The 18,354-nt window shown below is 59.6% G+C and carries 12 protein-coding genes; 10 read left to right on the forward strand and 2 right to left on the reverse strand.

The window, feature by feature from the left end:
• Nucleotides 1-224: 224 nt before the first annotated feature.
• From DBAC_RS04410 to DBAC_RS04455, 10 genes are all read left to right on the forward strand, one after another.
• Entirely contained in the window at nt 225-527 is a 303-nt protein-coding gene (locus DBAC_RS04410; RefSeq protein WP_015773085.1) for an STAS domain-containing protein, read from the forward strand.
• Between the two features lie 203 nt (nt 528-730).
• Nucleotides 731-3,922, forward strand: a complete 3,192-nt coding sequence (locus tag DBAC_RS04415; RefSeq protein ID WP_015773086.1) for a hybrid sensor histidine kinase/response regulator — start codon at nt 731-733, stop codon at nt 3,920-3,922.
• Nucleotides 3,923-4,026: 104 nt separating this feature from the next.
• On the forward strand, nt 4,027-4,476 hold the full coding sequence (locus DBAC_RS04420) for a chemotaxis protein CheW (protein ID WP_015773087.1): 450 nt from the start codon (nt 4,027-4,029) through the stop codon (nt 4,474-4,476).
• Nucleotides 4,477-4,499: 23 nt separating this feature from the next.
• Nucleotides 4,500-5,582, forward strand: a complete 1,083-nt coding sequence (locus DBAC_RS04425; RefSeq protein ID WP_015773088.1) for a protein-glutamate methylesterase/protein-glutamine glutaminase — start codon at nt 4,500-4,502, stop codon at nt 5,580-5,582.
• A gap of 28 nt (nt 5,583-5,610) precedes the next feature.
• Nucleotides 5,611-6,855, forward strand: coding sequence for a CheR family methyltransferase (locus DBAC_RS04430; protein WP_015773089.1), 1,245 nt, complete (start codon nt 5,611-5,613; stop codon nt 6,853-6,855).
• Nucleotides 6,856-6,879: 24 nt separating this feature from the next.
• Nucleotides 6,880-7,710, forward strand: a complete 831-nt coding sequence (locus tag DBAC_RS04435) for a biotin--[acetyl-CoA-carboxylase] ligase (RefSeq protein WP_015773090.1) — start codon at nt 6,880-6,882, stop codon at nt 7,708-7,710.
• A 35-nt stretch (nt 7,711-7,745) separates the two neighbouring features.
• Nucleotides 7,746-11,438, forward strand: a complete 3,693-nt coding sequence (locus tag DBAC_RS04440; RefSeq protein WP_015773091.1) for a pyruvate carboxylase — start codon at nt 7,746-7,748, stop codon at nt 11,436-11,438.
• Between the two features lie 171 nt (nt 11,439-11,609).
• Nucleotides 11,610-15,203: a PEP/pyruvate-binding domain-containing protein gene (locus DBAC_RS04445; RefSeq protein WP_015773092.1), complete on the forward strand. Its 3,594-nt coding sequence runs from the start codon at nt 11,610-11,612 to the stop codon at nt 15,201-15,203.
• Between the two features lie 33 nt (nt 15,204-15,236).
• On the forward strand, nt 15,237-15,959 hold the full coding sequence (locus DBAC_RS17655) for a M48 family metallopeptidase (protein ID WP_015773093.1): 723 nt from the start codon (nt 15,237-15,239) through the stop codon (nt 15,957-15,959).
• 41 nt (nt 15,960-16,000) lie between these two features.
• Nucleotides 16,001-16,327 carry a hypothetical protein gene (locus DBAC_RS04455; protein ID WP_015773094.1) on the forward strand — a complete coding sequence of 109 codons (327 nt, stop codon included), beginning with the start codon at nt 16,001-16,003 and terminating at the stop codon, nt 16,325-16,327.
• Between the two features lie 322 nt (nt 16,328-16,649).
• Here the strand turns inward: DBAC_RS04455 and DBAC_RS04460 are convergent, their stop codons facing one another.
• Nucleotides 16,650-17,813, reverse strand: a complete 1,164-nt coding sequence (locus DBAC_RS04460; protein ID WP_015773095.1) for a M20 metallopeptidase family protein — start codon at nt 17,811-17,813, stop codon at nt 16,650-16,652.
• Nucleotides 17,810-18,247, reverse strand: a complete 438-nt coding sequence (locus tag DBAC_RS04465) for a GNAT family N-acetyltransferase (protein WP_015773096.1) — start codon at nt 18,245-18,247, stop codon at nt 17,810-17,812. The genes DBAC_RS04460 and DBAC_RS04465 overlap by 4 nt, the downstream gene beginning before the upstream one ends.
• Nucleotides 18,248-18,354 lie beyond the last annotated feature (107 nt).

Genomic DNA, 18,354 nt, shown 5'->3' on the forward strand with positions numbered 1-18,354 from the left:
ATAATGTTGACAAGGATAAAGCGGATATTCTTTGTCCGCCAAAAAACGTCTTTTATGTCTGCTGTGTATGACAATATTGAGGCCGCCCCGCTCACAAATGCGAAAAATCAGGGGCAACGATCAGAATTTGTTGCAAATTTTTGTCAGTGATGTAGATTGATATCGTACGGACCCCTGTGTAAGAAGATCCTCCCAGCCATGATTTTTGTTTCAAGGAGTTGCCTATGTCTGCTATCGTCCGCGAAGGGAACAGTGTCACCATCACTCCGGGCCAGGACCTTGTGTCCTCCATGGTCCCGCAGTTCAAGCAGGAGCTGGCCTCGTTGTTGGCTGAATCGCCGACAGAGCTGCGCCTTGATCTGGCCGGGACGGGGATGATGGACTCCATCGGCATCGGAGTGATCATCGCAACCCATAACTCCATGAAGAAAAAAGGCGGGAAGCTGATCATTGCCAACGCTTCCGAAAATATACTCAAACTTTTCAAATCGATGCGTCTTGACCAACATTTGAACCTGGATTCGTGACGCGGCCAGACGGAGAATGCTCGCCATTAAGGCCGATGGGCATTGCAGCAGGTTTTGACGGCGGAGCAATGGGGCGAATGATCAAATTGTCCCGATGGCGTTTTTAAGAGCAACAGTGCCGGCGGACGGCTCGGCACTTGGGAACGGTGCCTGTGGGTGCGCAAGAAGGCCTCATAAATTGAAATCGACATGGAGTTCGCACAATGATGATGGATGACGAAACTCTCCAAATGTACGTGGAAGAAGCAGCTGAACACCTCGGAGATATCGAGAACGATTTGTTGGCCATTGAACAGGCCGGCGCCGATATCGATGTGGAGTTGGTCAACAAGGTCTTTCGCGCGGCGCATTCCATCAAGGGTGGCGCGGGATTTCTGGGACTGACCAAAATCAAGGACCTCGGGCACAAGATCGAGAACATTCTGGACATGGTCCGCAACCGCGAGCTTGTGCCTGAGCCGGAAGTGGTCAACATCGTCCTTTTGGCCTTCGACAAGCTGCGCGATCTGATCTCCAATGTGGCCGAGAGCAACGACGCATACATCGACGATCATGTCGCGGCCCTGACGGCGGCGGCTTCGGCCAATCTGGAGGGCGAGGAGAAGGCTTCCGTGGATCGCCTGGTCGAGGTCAAGGATCGCCGGGGCCGCGTCGTCTTCGAGGTCGCGGAGTTTGATCTGCTCCAGAACAAGAAGGGGGGGAAGAATCTCTACCTTCTCGAATTCGACCTGATCCATGACGTGCAGCGTAAGAACAAGACCATCTTCGACATCCTGAAAGGCATGGACTCTACCGGAGTGATTCTTGATCTGAAAGTCGATTTCGAGGCGGTCGGCACCCTGGAGGATGACGACTTTTCCAATCGCATTCCCTTTTTCGTCCTTTTCGGCTCCATCATCGAGGACGACATCATGCCCGCGCTCCTGGATCTTGGAGGCGAGTTCATCACGACGCTGAGCATCGACCTGCCCTCCGACCCCAAGGCTCCGGCGGCCGATTTTGCCCAGGAGCTTCTGGATCAGACCCCGCAAACCCCCGCTGAAGACCGGACGGACTCCCTGATCTCCGAGCTTTTCAGCAGGGAGACGCTGACCTCGTCCTTAAGCTCGCCCTCCAAGGACTCTGTGCCTTCGGTTCCGGCTCCTGCCGCCCCCGTCGCGCCGGCCCCGGCCCCGCAACCTGCGCCGCAGCCCGTGGCAGATGACGATGCAAGCCGCAAGGCCGATCCCAGAGCGCCCAAATCCGCCATCAGCCAGCCCGACTCCCTGCGCGTGCATGTCAGCCTGCTGGAGGACCTGATGAACCTGGCCGGGGAGCTGGTCTTAAGTCGCAATCAGCTCATGCAGGCCATTTCCTCGAATGCCATCCACCAGATCGAGGTGGCCGGACAGCGTATCGATCTGGTCACGTCCGAGCTGCAGGAAACCATCATGCTGACCCGCATGCAGACCGTGGGCAATATTTTCAACAAATTCCCGCGCGTGGTCCGGGACCTGGCCCGCACCTTGGGCAAGGAGATCGACCTGCAGCTGGAAGGCAACGATGTCGAGCTCGATAAGACCATCATCGAAGGCTTGGGCGACCCGCTGACCCATCTGGTGCGCAACTCCGCGGATCACGGCATCGAGATGCCCGACGTGCGCGCCAGAGCCGGCAAGCCGGCGCTGGGCACCATCGTGCTCAAGGCTTACCACGAGGCGGGACAGGTCATCATTGAGATCGTCGATGACGGCGGGGGGCTCGACACCGACAAGATCGTGGCCAAGGCCTTGAGCCGGGGCCTCATCACGCCGGATCAGGCCAAGTCCATGTCCGACAAGGAAAAGGCCAACCTGATTTTCCTGCCCGGCCTGTCCACGGCCGAACAGGTCACGGATGTTTCCGGGCGCGGCGTGGGCATGGACGTGGTCAAGTCCAACCTGGACCAGCTTGGAGGCCAGGTCGACATCGAGACCGAGCGGGGCAAGGGCACGACCATCCGCATCAAGCTGCCGCTGACCCTGGCCATCATCCCCAGCCTCCTGGTCTCCGTGGGCCAGGAGCGTTACGCCATCCCGCAGGTCAATGTCGACGAGCTGCTGCGCATCCCCGTCGACCAGATCACGGAGCGGGTGGAACTGGTGGGTGACGCCGAGGTGCTGCTGCTGCGCGGGGAGCTCATCCCGCTTCTCTATCTTTCCAATGTGCTCGGCCTTGACGACAACTCCTGCGAGGCGTCGAAGATGGTCGGCGAGATTTTGCGCGGCGAGAAAAGACTTGATGAAGTCCAGGAGGCCGGATGCATTTCGGCCGACGTCAACCTCGTCGTGGTTTCGGCCGGACAGTTCCGTTACGGACTGGTGGTCGACCAGCTCCACGACTCGGTGGAGATCGTGGTCAAGCCGTTGGGACGCCATTTCAAGGAGTGTCAGGGCTATGCGGGCGCGACCATCATGGGTGACGGACATGTCGCGCTGATCCTCGACGTGGCCGGCCTTGGCCGCCTGGGTGACCTGAGCCTGAGCGTGTCCCGCGAGAAGCAGCAGGTGACCAAGGAAGCCGAGGCCGTCACCGGCCCGGAAAAACTCTCCCTCTTCGTCTTCCGCAATACGCCGCAGGAATACTGCGCCGTGCCTCTTGACCTTGTGGCCCGGGTGGAGCTCATCGACGCCGCGGAGATCGAAGAGGTCGGCGGACGCCGGGTCATCAAATACCGGGGCGGAACCCTGCCCGTCTTCTCCCTGGATCAGGCAACCAACGTGGGCCTGCTCGACCTCACGGGCGAACTCATCGTCATCGTCTTCCTCATGGCCGGTCATGAGATAGGCCTGCTGGCCAAGCCGCCGGTGGACGCCATCGAGGCGCGGGTGAACCTCGACAGTTTCACCTTGAAGCAGCCCGGCATCAGCGGTTCGGCGGTCATTGGTGATAACACGACCCTCATCGTCGATATTTACGAGCTCATCCAGACTGTCCAGCCCGACTGGTTCGCCGTGCGCGGCAGCATAGAGATCGCCGATGACGCCGGCGAGGTCGGGGTGCCGCATCTGCTCCTGGTCGAGGATTCGGATTTTTTCCGCAACCAGGTCAGAAAGTTCATCGAGGATGACGGGTATCAGGTCGATGTGGCCGAGGACGGACTGGTCGCCTGGAACATGCTCGACGCAGAACCCGACAAATTTGACCTCGTGGTCACGGATATCGAGATGCCGAATATGGACGGATTCGAACTTGCCCGGCTCATCCGTCAGGACAAGCGTTTTTCCATGATGCCCATAGTGGCCCTGACGTCCTTGGCCGGGGATGAGGATGTGGCTAAAGGCAAGGCCGTGGGCATTGACGATTATCAGGTAAAGCTGGACAAGGAGCGCCTCCTGCAGTCCATCTACGAGTGGCTGAAGCGTTACGCCTCCTGATGGTCGCGGGTGTGGGCGATCCCCCGGAACCCGCGAGCCAGGGAATCTTTCTAAAGCGTGTACGGTGTACCAGTGATGCCTAGAGCTCTATCAAGGAGAAGTGCATGAAACAGCAGGCCAAAGAAAAGACGGGTGCCTTGCAGCTGTCCTGCTTTTACGTAGGTTCGGCCCTGTGCGGGATTGACATCAATCTCATTCAGGAGATGAACAGACAGATGGAGATGACCAAGGTGCCGCAGGCTCCGTCCTATGTGCTTGGCATCATGAACCTGCGCGGCAGGATCGTGACCATTATCGATCTGGGGCGCAAGCTTGGCCTGGCGCCGTCGAAAACCACGGAGACCAGCCGCATCATCATCGTCAATTCCCGTGATGAAAACATCGGCCTGCTGGTCGACCGCATAACCGACGTGGTCACATCCAAATGGGAAGACGTGGAGCCGACGCCTTCCAACATCAAGGGCCTCAAGGGCAAGTATTTTCGGGGCGTGCTCAAGTCCGCCCGGGATCTTATCGCCGTGCTCGATGTCGGTGAAGTGCTTTCTGACGATTAAGTCTTTTATTTCAAGGAGTCTGGATGAATCTGCGCGTTCTGGTTGTGGACGATACCATCATGTATCGCAAGGTGGTGGGCGACATTCTCGCCGAGATGCCCGGGATTGAAGTGGTCGGCACCGCCAATAACGGCAAGATCGCTTTGACCCGTATTGCGTCCTTGAAGCCGGACCTGATCACGCTGGATGTGGAAATGCCGATCATGAACGGTCTGGAAACCCTGCAGGAGATCCAGAAAAGCTACCCTGATGTGGGCGTGATCATGCTCTCCACTCTGACCAAGCGCGGCAGTGATATCACCATGCGGGCCCTGGAGCTCGGGGCCTTCGATTTTATTGCCAAGCCTGACGCCGATGTCATGCAGGAAAATGTGCAGTTGCTCCGCAACGCCATCGGGCCGAGGGTGAAAGCCTTTGCCAAGCGGCTTGAGCTTCGGTCCCTGCTCAAGCAAAGACACCGCCCCGTGACTGCGGCCGCGCCAGTATCGTCAGTTCCGCCCGCACCGACAGTGCTGGCTTCGTCCCGGCGGACAGGCAAGTCGAAGGCCGTGGCCATCGGCATCTCCACCGGCGGACCCAACGCCCTGACCAAGATGCTGCCGCAGCTCCCGAAACTTGGGGTACCCATCTTCGTGGTCCAGCACATGCCGCCTGTTTTCACCAAATCCCTGGCCGAGAGCCTGGACTCCAAGTGTCAGTACGAGGTCCGGGAAGCCGAGCACAACGAGATCGTGCGTCCGGACGTGATCTACATCGCTCCCGGCGGCAGGCACATGCGCGTGGCATCGGGCCCGGGCGGGACCAAGATCATCCAGGTCACTGACGATCCGCCTGAAAACAACTGCAAGCCCTCTGTGGACTACATGTTCCGCTTCGTGGCCCGCGAGTACGGTGCCTTGTCCACCGGCGTCATCATGACGGGCATGGGTGGCGACGGGACCCTGGGCCTGAAGGTGCTGAAAAGCTTCGGGGCCGTGACCATCGGTCAGGACGAGGAGTCCTGCGTGGTCTACGGCATGCCCAAGATCGCAGCCGAGGCCGGTGTCGTGGATGTGGTTTCACCTTTGCAGATGATCGCCTCGGAGATCATCCGCACGGTGAGATAGCTGTGCCAATACCAACAGTGGCGGCAAAATGACGACCATCACCGCTGACGAGTTCAGCGTCCTGTCCAAATACATCTACTCCATTTGCGGAGTGGCCCTGGACTCGACCAAGACCTATCTGGTCGAGACCAGGCTCAAATCCATGATGCAAAAATACGGCTGCGCCTCGTATCTGGATCTGCATGCCAAGGCCAAGGCCGATCGCAGCGGAAACATGGAAAAAGAGATCGTCAACGCCATCACCACCAACGAAACTCTTTTTTTTCGTGACGCGTCTCCTTTTGAAGTCTTCAAGCACAAGATTCTGCCGGACCTGATCGACGCCCGCTCCAAATCGGTCTCAGGCCGCAACATCCCCTTGCGCATCTGGAGCGCAGCCTGTTCCACCGGACAGGAAGTCTACAGCATCGCCATCGCCCTGCGTGAAGCGCTGGGCAACTTGAACAATTTTCAGATTTCCATCCTCGGCACTGACATCTCCGATGAGGCCGTGACCAAGGCAAGCTACGGGAAATACAATAAATTCGAGATAGAACGCGGCCTGCCGCTGCAGACTCTGAACAAATACTTCACCCTCCAGGGCGACGGGTGGAAGATCAGGGACGAGATCCGGGCAATGGCCGTCTTCAAGAAGTTCAATCTGATGAAGCCGTTTGCCGGGCTAGGCAAGTTCGACATAGTTTTTTGCCGCAATGTGGCGATTTATTTCACCCCGGCAGACAAGAAGATGGTTTTCGAGAAGATTGCCTCCGTGCTTGAACCCGACGGGTCCCTGATCATCGGATCCACCGAGTCCCTGACCGGCGTGACAGGCATGTTCGAGGCCAAGCGCTACATGCGCTCCATTTTTTATCAGCCTGTCCCCGGCTCTTCCCCGCAGACTCCCACGGGTTTCACCTATGCGCAGACACCGGTGCCGGCGTTGGCGGGGACGGCTGCCTCCGTCGTCCGTCCGCCTCTCCCTGCGCCGCGTCCGGTGCCTGTAGCCGCGCCACGCCCAACGCCACGGGCTGTCCCGGCGCCCGTTGGGGCATCTGGCGCGTCACCCGCGCCGCAGCCGGTTCCGGTCGCGCCCGCGCCGATGGAACGGCCGGTTGCGCCTGCGCCGGCAGCTGCCGTTGCCCAGCAGGCTCCCCCCAGCGAAGAGGCTCCGCGCCCTGTGGCGCCTCGTCCCACCCCGGTCCGTTCCCAGCCCGCGCAGGTGTATCGAGCAGGAGACAAATCCGAACTCAAGCGCCTGCTCATGCAAAAAAAACAAAAAGGCCAATCCTGATCCGATTCGTATTGGTAAAAGCCCATGCCTATTCTCTGGACTCCTGATATCGTCGGCGTCACGGACGCCTTTCACGCGGAGCATGATGACGCGTCCGCGATCCTTGGCGCGGGAGGGCTTGACCCGCTTCGTCCTGACGAGCGTGTCTATCTCTGCGGGCCATGCTCTTCGGTGCTTGACGTCGCCGCACACCTGGCAGGGCAGGGGGGGCTTGATCCGTGGGATTCGGTCCTGTCCACCCGGCAGTGGGCCGGCAGGGGGCAAATGCGGCGGACCTGGATTTCACGGCCCGGCAATCTTTTCGCGGCCTGGCGTCTGCCCGTTCCCCCTCTTCCCTGGCAAAACATGATCTCCGTCCTGGTCGGCTGGACCGTTTGCCTGGGGCTGGGAGAACTCGGCCTGCCTGTGCAGCTCAAATGGCCCAATGATATTCTGCTGCACGGTCGAAAGATCGGCGGAATCCTGATCGAGGAGAGAGGGGATGTGCTCATGGCCGGGATAGGGATCAACATCACCTCATGCCCCGAGGATGCGGATCTGCGCCGCGATCACGCCTGCGTCGCGGCCAGTCTCGGCGGGCATTTGCGCGGGATGACCATTTTTGACCTGTGGTTACGGCTTGTGGATTTGGGTCGGCTCCGTTATAGTACTGAACTTTCTGATTCGACCCCTCTGGAGTTTTCCCAGTTAATTGAGCCGGTTCTAGCCTATCTCGGAACCTTGGTGCGCGTTTCGGACAATCGATCATCGGTTTGCGGAACGTATGCGGGGATAGCTCCGGATGGAGGCATAGTCCTTCTCACCGGCGGCGAAAGGCGGATCGTGCATTCCGGTTCGCTGCGCCCCGAGGGCTGATTGGAAGGTCAAATATAACGCATACGGAGAAATATATGTGTTCGCAGCTTTCCCGCAGTTTTGAAGAAGTGGCCCTGGAGTTAAGGGGCAAGAAGATTCTTGTCGCCAATCGCGGCATTCCCGCCAGACGAATTGTCCGCTCCATCAAGGAAGTTTTCCATGCCGTGCCCATGATCACGGCCACGGATGTGGACAAGACCGCCCCTTTTACCTCCGGCGCCCAGGAACTCCTTCATCTCGGGGAGAACTCGCGAGCGTATCTTGACATCGACAAGATAATTTCTCTGGCCAAGGCCCGGGGCGTGGCGGCCATCCATCCCGGATGGGGCTTTGCCTCCGAGGACGATTCCTTCCCGTTGAAATGCGCCGCTGCCGGAATTATTTTCATAGGTCCCACATCCGAAGCCATGCGGCTCTTGGGCAACAAGGTGCAGGTACGCATCCTGGCCCAGAAGCTGGGCATCCCGGTGGTGCCGGGCTCGGAGGGAGCCGTCTCCGTGGAAGAGGCAAAGGTCGTGGCCACCGAAATAGGATTGCCGGTCATGCTCAAGGCCGAGGGAGGTGGCGGCGGACGCGGCATTTATGAAGTGTTCAGCGAGGACCAGTTGGCCGACGCCTTCATCAAGGCCTCGACTCTGGCCCAGGCTTCCTTTGGCAATCCGCGACTGTATGTGGAGCGTCTGCTGACCTCCATCCGGCATATCGAGATCCAGGTCATCGCCGACAAGTACGGGAATGTCTTTGCCTTTGACGAACGCGACTGCACCGTGCAGCGCAATCACCAGAAGCTGGTCGAGATCACCCCCTCCCCCTGGCCGGGCATGACCGAGGAACTGCGTGAACAGCTCAAGGAATATTCGCGGCAGCTGGTGCGCGCAGTGGGCTACCATTCCCTGTGCACCGTCGAGTTTCTGGTCGATGCCGAGGGACGTGCCTATCTCATCGAAGTCAATACGCGCCTGCAGGTCGAGCATGGCATCACCGAGTGCAGATACGGCATTGATCTGGTGGAAGAGCAGATTGCCGTGGCCTTCGGAGCCACGCTGCGCCTGACCGAAGCGAACTGCACGCCCAAGAGCCATGCCATTCAGGTCCGCGTCAACTGCGAAGATCCGCAGAACAATTTTTCGCCCAACGCCGGCCGCATCACCCGCTATCTGTCTCCGGGCGGTCCCGGAGTGCGCGTGGATTCGTGCGTTTGCGGCGGGTATGATTTTCCTTCCCAGTACGATTCGGCGGCATCGCTGCTCATCGCCTACGGCCCGCAGTGGGACAAGGTGCTTGGAATCATGGAAAGGGCCCTGGATGAATATATCATCGGCGGGATCAAGACCACCATCCATTTCCATCGCCAGATCATTGCACACCCACGGTTCCGCGCCGGCGAGTATGATACCAAGTTCGTCTCCAGCGCTCCGGAGCTCATGATCTACATGGACAAGGAGTCCGAAGCCGTGCGTCTTTCACGGCTGGTGGCCGAAATTTCCGCTCATGGGTACAATCCCCACGTCAAGCTTGGGGAGTATCGGACCAGGGACGGCAAGCGCATGGACGCCTTCAAACCATCCTTGCCGGGCGTCGAACCGGAATATTACGAATATCCCTATCCCCGTGGAGACAGGGACGCGATTCTTGCCTATATCCGCGATTCCGACCATGTCCATTTTTCGGACACGACCACCCGCGACATCACCCAGTCCAACTCTGGCAACCGTTTTCGGTTGGCCGAAGATCGCATCATCGGGCCCTATCTTGACAACTGCGGGTTTTTCTCCCTGGAGAACGGCGGCGGGGCGCATTTTCATGTCGCCATGCTGGCCAACATGACCTACCCGTTCAGCGAAGCCCGGGAATGGAACGAGTTCGCGCCCAAGACATTAAAGCAGATCCTCATCCGCTCCACCAACGTGCTCGGCTACAAGCCGCTACCACGCAATATCATGCGCCGCACCGGCGAGATGATCTGCGAGCATTACGATGTCATCCGCTGTTTCGACTTTTTGAATCATATCGAAAACATGCGCCCCTTTGCCGAAGTGGCCCTGAATTCAAGGAAGAACATCTGGGAGCCGGCCATCTCCCTGTCCTACGCCAAGGGCTTTGACGTGCCCCATTATCTGGGCGTGGTGCAGGAGATCATCGACATGACCGCCCAGGTCGCGGGCTGCTCCAAGAAGAAGGCCGAACGCCTCATCATCCTCGGCCTCAAGGATATGGCCGGAGTCTGCCCGCCCGTGTTCATGACCGAGCTGGTCTCGTCCATCCGCAAAAGCTATCCTGAACTGGTCGTCCATTCGCATCGTCACTACACCGACGGCCTCTTCGTGCCGGCGGTGGCCGCGGCGGCCAAAGCCGGCGCGCATATCGTGGATACGGCCATCGGCGCTTCCGTGCGCTGGTACGGACAGGGCGAGGTCCTCTCCACGGCGGCTTATATTGAAGAGCTTGGTCTTAAAACCAATCTCAACAAGGACATGATCCGCACCACCGGTTTCGTGCTCAAGCAGATCATGCCCTATTACGACCGCTACACCGCCCCGTACTTCCAGGGTATCGACTACGACGTCATCGAGCACGGCATGCCCGGCGGCGCGACGTCCTCGTCCCAGGAAGGGGCCATGAAGCAGGGCTATATCCATCTTTTGCCTTTCATGCTCAAATTCCTGGCCGGAATCCGCAAGATCGTGCGTTATCACGACGTGACCCCGGGTTCCCAGATCACCTGGAACACGGCCTTCCTGGCCGTGACCGGTGCCTACAAGCGGGGAGGGAGGCGCGGCGTGCGCAAGCTCCTGACTGTGCTCGATCAGGTCGTGACCGTGCCCGAGGAAATGCTCTCGGAAGAAACCCGCGCCGAGCGCCTCAATATCTATCAGGATGCCAACGACGCTTTCCGCGACCTGCTGCTGGGCAAGTTTGGTCGTCTCCCCCTTGGTTTTCCGCCGGACTGGGTCTATGAATCCGCTTTCGGCCCGGAATACCGGGACGCCATTTCCCGGCGCACTGAGTCTTCTCCCTTGACGACCTTGCTGGACATCGACGTGGCCAAGGAACAGCAGAGCTTGACCGAGCACATCGGGCGGGTTCCCACGGAAGAAGAATTGGTCATGTATCTGAGCCATCCGGGCGACGCGCTGAACACCATTAAGTTCGTGGGCAAATACGGAGACTGCAACCGCCTGCCTCTGCATGTCTGGTTCGAGGGTCTCAAAGCCGGCGACGAGGTCATGTTCAAAGACAGTCAGGGCAAACATCATGTCCTTTCCCTGCAGCATATCTCGCGTCCGGACGATCATGGCATGAGCCTTGTTTCCTATTCTCTTGATTCCGAGTCTTTTTCCATGCAAGTCAAGGTGGCTGAAGCCTCCGGCAAGGATGATTCCGGCGTGGAGATGGCCGATTCCCGCAATCCGTATCATGTGGGTTCACCGTCCAGCGGCGACCTGTGGGTCGTGCACGTCAAGCCCGGCGATTTGGTCAAGAAAGGTGAGGAGCTTTTCAATATCTCCATCATGAAGCAGGAGAAATCCATTCTTGCGCCAGTGGAAGGCATGGTCCAGCGCGTGCTTAAATTTGCTGATTACCAGGAAGATAAAAAAATGGTACCGGTCAAGGAAGGGGAGCTTCTGGTCGAGCTTGTGCCCGCTCCCCGTAAATGCCCGACCTGTGCGGCACCGGTGACCAGGGATGATTTCAAGTTCTGCCCGTCTTGCGGTCAGAAGGTCTAGGGCAGGCCCGGGCGTCTGTTCTTTTCTGTCAAGAACTTTTGCATATATTTTTTTCGTGTCATGAAGGTCCAGTTTTGTTGACGTACAAACGCGTCTACATGTACCCCAAGCCCAGTTTTTTTCCGGGCGATCACATTTGATTTCGATTTGCGCACGAAAGAGGAGGAGAAGATGGCTGAGAGCGACAAGAAGAGTTCCAAAAAGAAAGCCGATACGCCTGCGGAGGTCGCAACGCCTTCGGCCAGGATAGAGCAGATTCAAAAGCAGCTCGTCCTGACCGGCAAGGACATCGTGACCATTGGCGAAGATGCCGAGCTTCTGGTCGGCGGCAAGAACTACAACACTGCCATCATCAGCACCATTGAAGGCATCCGGGCTCCGCAATTCAGAGCCATCTCCTCCATCGCCTTCCATAAGCTTCTCGATGAGACAAAGGTCAACGCCGCCCTGGTCCGCACTTCGGTGGACAGGGCGTACGATTCCATGGACTGGACAGATGCCGAGATCAACAAGGATTCGGAATTTCTGCAGAAGTTCGTCCGCAAGATCGCCCTTGATGTGAAGGAGGCCGCCAAGAAACAGGAAGGCACCTTGATCCGCCTGCGTACCTTCATCAACAACGTGGTGGAAGGTTTCGCCGTTTCCCCCGAGGGCATTGATCAGCTGCGCAAAAGGTCCGTGCTTGTGCAGGCCGCCATCCTGTCCGTGGATCTCCCCAAGGATGTGGCCGAAGCCGTGCGCGGAGCCTACCTTGAGATCTGCAAGGAAGCGGGCCTGGAGAACGAACCGGTTGCCGTACGCTCCTCCGCGGCCGGCGAGGACAGCCGCAAGAAGGCTTTTGCCGGACTGCAGGACACGTACCTCAATATTGTCGGCGAGAATTATGTCGTGCAGGCCTATCACTGGGACTGTGCTTCCGCCTACAACCTGCGCTCCATGACCTACCGGCGCGAGGCCATCCTTGATGCCGTGGCCAAGGCCGAGCAGACCGGCGATGACCAGATCGGGATCAAGGCCAAGCAGGAGTGGGCCATCGAGAACACCTCCCTGTCCGTGTGCATCATGCGCATGATCAACCCGGTCATTTCCGGCACGGCCTTCTCCGCCGACACGTCCACCGGGTGCCGGGGCACGTCGCGCCAGGATCTCGTGTCCATCGACGCCAGCTACGGCCTGGGCGAGGCCGTGGTCAGCGGCCTGGTGACCCCCGACAAGTTTTACGTGTTCCAGCGCGAGGACGGTCAGGAGATCGTCATCCGCTACATGGGCTGCAAGGACAAGCGCATTGTCTACAAGGAATCCGGACGCGGGACCAAGGTCGAAACCGTGGCCGAGGACATGGCTTTTAGGTGGTCCCTGTCTCTGGCTCAGGCCGAGTCCGTGGCCAAGGGCGTGCGCTGCATCAGCAAGGGCTACGGCGGAATGATCATGGATTCGGAGTTCTGCATCGACCAGTGGGATCGCCTCTGGTTCGTGCAGGCCCGTCCCGAGACCCGCTGGAATGAAGACCTTGAGCATCATCCCCACACCATTTTCATGCGCCGCAAGGAAGTGGATCCCGAAGCCGCCAAGCATGCCGAAGTGCTGCTCGAAGGCAACGGCGCATCCCGTGGCGCGGGTCAGGGTTCGGTGCGGTATCTGCGTTCCGCCCTGGAACTGAACAAGATCAACAAAGGCAACATCCTGGCCGCCGAGCGTACCGATCCCGACATGGTGCCCGGCATGCGCATCGCCGCGGCCATCATGGCCGACGCCGGCGGTGACACCAGCCACGCCGCCATCACCTCCCGCGAGTTGGGCATCCCGGCGGTCATCGGCATCAAGCGTCTGGAAAAACTGCGCACCCTGGACAACCACGAAGTGACCGTGGACGGCTCCCGGGGCAAGATTTATCGGGGCCTTTTGCCGCTCATCGACGTGGGCGGCGAGATTGATGTCAGCAAGCTGCCGGCCACCAAGACCAAGGTCGGCCTGATTCTGGCCGACGTGGGACAGTCCCTGTTTTTGTCACGGCTGCGCGATGTGCCTGATTTTGAAGTGGGCCTGCTGCGCGCCGAGTTCATGCTCGGCAATATAGGCGTGCACCCCCTGGCTCTTGAAGCCTACGATCTGGGCACCCTGGAAACCGTGGTCGGCACCAAGCTCGAAATTCTCGAGAACGACCTGACCAAGATCGTTTTTGAGCAGATGGCTGCGGGCATCGTCTCCCTGGACATCAAGCTGCGCAGTTACGTGGGCATCGTCACCGGACTGGCCCGCAAGATGGAAGAGCTGACCGAGCGGGAAGGGGCCAAGGGCACCGACGAGGTGCTGGCCATCCACCGCCAGTTGCGCGAACTGGACAAGAAGCTTGACGAACATCTGGAGTTCGCCACCCAGCGTTTTGAAGTGCTCAAGACGTCCCATAACCTCAAGGACCATGTCGCGGTCATCATGGGCTATGCCGACGAGCTGGAGCTTTTGGGGACCGATCCCCGGTCCCAGCGCCGCCGTTTGGAGATTCAGGACGCCATCGCCAAGGACATGGCCCGCATCGAAAGCGATCCGGTCATCGTCAGCACCATGGAGAAGATCTCCGCCATGCGCGAAGACGTGGCCAAGAAGGTCGGCCTGCAGCAGGAAATGGACACCGTCCGCACCCTGCCTGAGAAAATCCAGGAGATTCTCAAGTCGCGCGGCTATCGCAGCGGCAAGGAACTTTACATCCAGAGCCTGGCCCAGGGCCTGGCCCTTTTCTCCATGGCCTTCCACGGAAAGACCATTGTTTACCGCACCACGGACTACAAGACCAACGAGTATCGCAATCTGCTCGGCGGCCTGCTCTTCGAGGGGCATGAAGACAACCCCATGCTCGGATATCGCGGCGTTTCCCGCAACATCCACGACTGGGAACTTGAGGCCTTCAAGCTGGCGCGCGGCGCATTCGGCGGCGGCAACCTGCACCTCATGCTGCCCTTTGTGCGTACCCTGGAAGAAGCGCGGTCCATGAAACGGTATCTGGGGCAGGTGCACAACATTCATTCCGGCGACTCGGGCCTCAAGATCATCCTCATGTCCGAGATCCCGAGCAATGCCGTGCTCGCCAAGGAATTCATCAAGGAGTTCGACGGGTTCTCCATCGGCTCCAATGACATGACCCAGCTTGTGCTTGGCACGGACCGTGACAACGCCCGACTGCGCCACATCTATGACGAGGAAGATCCGGCCGTGGTCTGGGCCATCCTGACCACCATCTTCACCGGTCAGAAGTTCGGCAAGAAGGTCGGCTTCTGCGGGCAGGGCGTGTCCAACTCCAAGATCATCCGGGGCCTGGTCTGCATTGCCGGAATCGTCTCTGCTTCCGTCGTGCCGGATACCTACCAGCAGACCAAGTTCGACGTGGCCGAGGTGGAAGCCGAAAACATTCCGCTCGCGGGCCTTGGCGCGTGGCTCAAGGAACAGCACCTGGAGCGCCTGCACATGCTTTTGGCTGAAAATCGCTACGAGCACATTTTGAAGAAGAATACCTCCGGTCCCGACCTCATGGATTGGTATGAAGGGGAGCTGGCCCGCCTGCACGAACAGCTGCAGTCCAATCTGGGCAGCGTGAAGGAAGATTTCTATCGTCAGGAGCTGGCCTCTTTTCGCAGCATCTTCCACAAGCCGGTCATCTATTCCAACTGGGATTGGGAGACCACGGTTCTTGATGCCTTGCATCAGGCCGGATTCTCGGGCTTTGACGAGCAGGTCGAAGCGCTGGCGACTCAACGCGAAAACATCTGGTAAAACGGGGGCGGCGCAAGCCGCCCTTTTTCATTTATGCACTGGCAATCCATTCCCGTTACCGTGACCCGCAGTCTTCGCGCCCGCAAGGTCTGGCTCAAAATGCGTTCCTGTCAGGGGATCGAGGTTGTGTTGCCATACCGTGTCTCGGCCTCCGAAGTGCCTTCCATTCTGGAGCGCCACCGGGCCTGGCTTCTTGAGCGACTGAGCGAACTTACGGACAGGGGGGAGGCGCCGGGGCAGAACCCGCTTCCGGACGAAGTTCGGCTTGATTTTCTGGACCGCCGATTTCCCGTACGTTATGAGGAAGGCTCCCGCGCCGAACTGCATGCAGGCGAGCAGGGCCTGAGCGTGTTCCTGCCGTCCGGAAAGGTCGGGGCCGGAGCCACCCTGCTGCAGATGTGGTTGGTGGACCTGGGCAAGACGCATCTGATTCCATTTTGCAGGGAATTGGCCGCACATCACGACGTGCCCATCGGCGGCGTGCAGGTGCGCAATCAGGGCGGGCGCTGGGGCAGCTGTTCGGCCCGACTCACGATCAGCCTCAACGCCAAGCTGCTCTTTTTGTCCGCGCCCCTGGTGCGCAATGTCGTCCTGCATGAGCTCTGCCATGTGGCGCACCGCAATCACGGCCCGGCGTTTAAAGCCGCCCTGCGTACGCTCGACCCGCTGACCGACGCCCACGAGGGGCAGATGCGAAAAGCCTGGGAGAATCTTCCGGCCTGGACCAAGTGGCGGCGCGGGGATGGGACGGTTTGATAGACGTTTGTTCGTCGTCACGCACAGAGAATGGAGGAGTGATGAAAAAGCTATTGTTCGCGTTACTGCTGGCCGGTCTTTTCGGATGCACGCAGGAAGCCCAGAATCAGCTGGGCCGGTCCATCCAGAACTGGACCGGGACCAATGGAGTGCTTGAAGTCTATTCCGGCGACACGCTTGTGCGCCGGTTTGTGAAGATCGACAAACTCTCGACGGCCTACGGCACCTCCGACAGCCAGGCCCGGGGCTACCGTTTCGGATACGGGGTTGCCGATGAGAACCTGGACGGTCTGGCTGGCCCGAATGAAAAAAAGGTCTATTTCGAGGTTTCGGAATTTTCGACCTACGTTTTTTACGAGCAACCGTAGGGGCCGGCCCATGTGCCTGCCCAATTTCGGCGGGCGAAGAAGGGCGGCCACGTAGGGCCGCCCGTACGGGATTGTGGCGTTGATGTGATTATTGATTCGGGCGATACATTGTAGGGGCGAAAAATTTTTCGCCCCTACGAATTTTCCGCCAGATCATTCCGTAGGGGCAGGCCCCCGTGCCTGCCCAATTCCGGTGTGCAGCCCGGGCGACCTACGGCGGCCGAACATGGGGCGGCCACGGAGGGCCGCCCCTACGGAATTCACGCAAATTTTCCGCCCGCGCGAAGAGGCCGAAACCCGAGGCAGCATATGCCCGCTCCGCCTACGCCTTTTGCAACGCCAAACCGGCCAGGGCCGCGACGCCCCAGGTTAGGCAGTCCTCGTCCAGATGGAAACAGGCGTTGTGCAGGCCGCCCCGGCCGTCTTCGGAGCAGTGGCCGCAACCCATGAAGATGAAACAGCCTGGAACTTTGTTCACGTAGTACGAGAAATCCTCTCCCGCCATGACCGGCTCGATCCCCGCATCAACGTTGTCCGAGATGCCCTGCAGCACCTTTACGGCGCGGTCGGTGCTCGACGCATCGTTGACCACCACCGGATAGCCCCGTTGGTAATCCAGTTCCGCCCGCACGTTCATGCTCGCTGCCAGGCCGGAGACGAGTCTTTGCATTTCTGCTTGCACCAGGTCCCCGGTGCTCTCGTTAAGAGTGCGCACCGTGCCCTGCAGAAATGCCGTGTCCGGGATGATGTTGTAGCTGCTCCCGGCCTGAAAGCGGGTCACGCTCAGGACTGCCCGTTCATGCGGCGCAACCCGGCGGGAGACGATGCCCTGCAGGGCGGCGACCAGATGGCTGCCGGCCAGGATGGGGTCTATGCACTGGTGCGGGGCCGAGGCGTGTCCGCCCTTGCCGTTGAGCGTGATGGAAAAGACGTCCGGCCTTGCCATGAGCGGGCCTTGACGCGTTCCGAACCAGCCCGTGGGCTGTCCGGGCCAGACATGCAGACCGTAGACCTCGCTCACGCCGTCAAGGCATCCGGCTTCTGTCATGGCCTTGGCCCCGCCCGGCTGGAATTCCTCGTTGGGCTGAAAGAGAAAGCGGATTCCGGCGTGTGATGTCCTGCCCCGGCCGCACGCCAGGCGCGCGGCGCCCAGAAGCATGGCCGTGTGCGCATCGTGACCGCACATATGGCCCTGGCCTGAAATCTCGGAGGCGAACTCGAGTCCGGATTCTTCCTGGATCGGCAGCGCGTCCATGTCGGCGCGCAGGGCAATGCGCGAGCTTCCCTTTTGGCCATGAAGGTCGGCCACGATCCCGCCACCCACGTCTTCGCGCACGTTCAGATCGAGCTTGGCAAGTTCACGCAGCACCAGCGCCCTGGTCCGGGGCAGGTCCGTCCCCACCTCGGGGAAGCGGTGCAGTTCACGGCGGATGGCGCGTACATAGTCCAGTTCTTCGCGGCTGTGGGCCAACAGGTTTGTGATCATTTCAACGCCTCCGCGATGGTGATGGAAACGACTCCGATGTCCGTGCGCCATGTCCACCCGATCCGGTCCCAGAATCTGCGCCCTGACTCGTTGTCCGTGAACAGGAAAGCGTGGGCCTTTTCCAGGCCGAGGGCGTCCAGCACCTCAAGGGCGCGTCCGATCAATTGACGCCCGACGCCCCGGTGCCTGAAATCATCGTGCACGCAGAGGTGGTGCAGATATCCCCTGCGCCCGTCATGACCGGCCAGGACCGTGCCGATCAGAAGCCCGTTTGCCCAGGCGCACTGGCTGAGGCCGGGATTACGCTCCAGATAGGACTGCATGGCCTCTGCTCCATCGGCTGCGGACAGGCCGATGCCGGGGGTGTCCTGCCACAGCGCCATTGCCGCGGCGTGGTCGTTTATAGACATGGGAGATATACGTATGTGCTGCATGATGATGTCCTTTGAACTGCCAAGTCGCGAGCAGAAATAATTATTCATTGTGCGTATTTTGAAGGCGGGGAGCAAGCGTCTATTCGTATTCAAGCCTGGTCTGTTTT

The organism is Desulfomicrobium baculatum DSM 4028 (assembly GCF_000023225.1).
GTDB classification, from domain to species: domain Bacteria; phylum Desulfobacterota; class Desulfovibrionia; order Desulfovibrionales; family Desulfomicrobiaceae; genus Desulfomicrobium; species Desulfomicrobium baculatum.

Excerpts from the sequence above, each read along its gene's own strand:
- DBAC_RS04435 (WP_015773090.1), top strand. The coding sequence starts at position 6,880 with ATGCCTATTCTCTGGACTCCTGATATCGTCGGCGTCACGGACGCCTTT.
- DBAC_RS17655 (WP_015773093.1), top strand. The coding sequence starts at position 15,237 with ATGCACTGGCAATCCATTCCCGTTACCGTGACCCGCAGTCTTCGCGCC.
- DBAC_RS04455 (WP_015773094.1), top strand. The coding sequence starts at position 16,001 with ATGAAAAAGCTATTGTTCGCGTTACTGCTGGCCGGTCTTTTCGGATGC.
- DBAC_RS04460 (WP_015773095.1), bottom strand. The coding sequence starts at position 17,813 with ATGATCACAAACCTGTTGGCCCACAGCCGCGAAGAACTGGACTATGTA.
- DBAC_RS04440 (WP_015773091.1), top strand. The coding sequence starts at position 7,746 with ATGTGTTCGCAGCTTTCCCGCAGTTTTGAAGAAGTGGCCCTGGAGTTA.
- DBAC_RS04445 (WP_015773092.1), top strand. The coding sequence starts at position 11,610 with ATGGCTGAGAGCGACAAGAAGAGTTCCAAAAAGAAAGCCGATACGCCT.
- DBAC_RS04410 (WP_015773085.1), top strand. The coding sequence starts at position 225 with ATGTCTGCTATCGTCCGCGAAGGGAACAGTGTCACCATCACTCCGGGC.
- DBAC_RS04415 (WP_015773086.1), top strand. The coding sequence starts at position 731 with ATGATGATGGATGACGAAACTCTCCAAATGTACGTGGAAGAAGCAGCT.
- DBAC_RS04420 (WP_015773087.1), top strand. The coding sequence starts at position 4,027 with ATGAAACAGCAGGCCAAAGAAAAGACGGGTGCCTTGCAGCTGTCCTGC.
- DBAC_RS04425 (WP_015773088.1), top strand. The coding sequence starts at position 4,500 with ATGAATCTGCGCGTTCTGGTTGTGGACGATACCATCATGTATCGCAAG.
- DBAC_RS04430 (WP_015773089.1), top strand. The coding sequence starts at position 5,611 with ATGACGACCATCACCGCTGACGAGTTCAGCGTCCTGTCCAAATACATC.
- DBAC_RS04465 (WP_015773096.1), bottom strand. The coding sequence starts at position 18,247 with ATGCAGCACATACGTATATCTCCCATGTCTATAAACGACCACGCCGCG.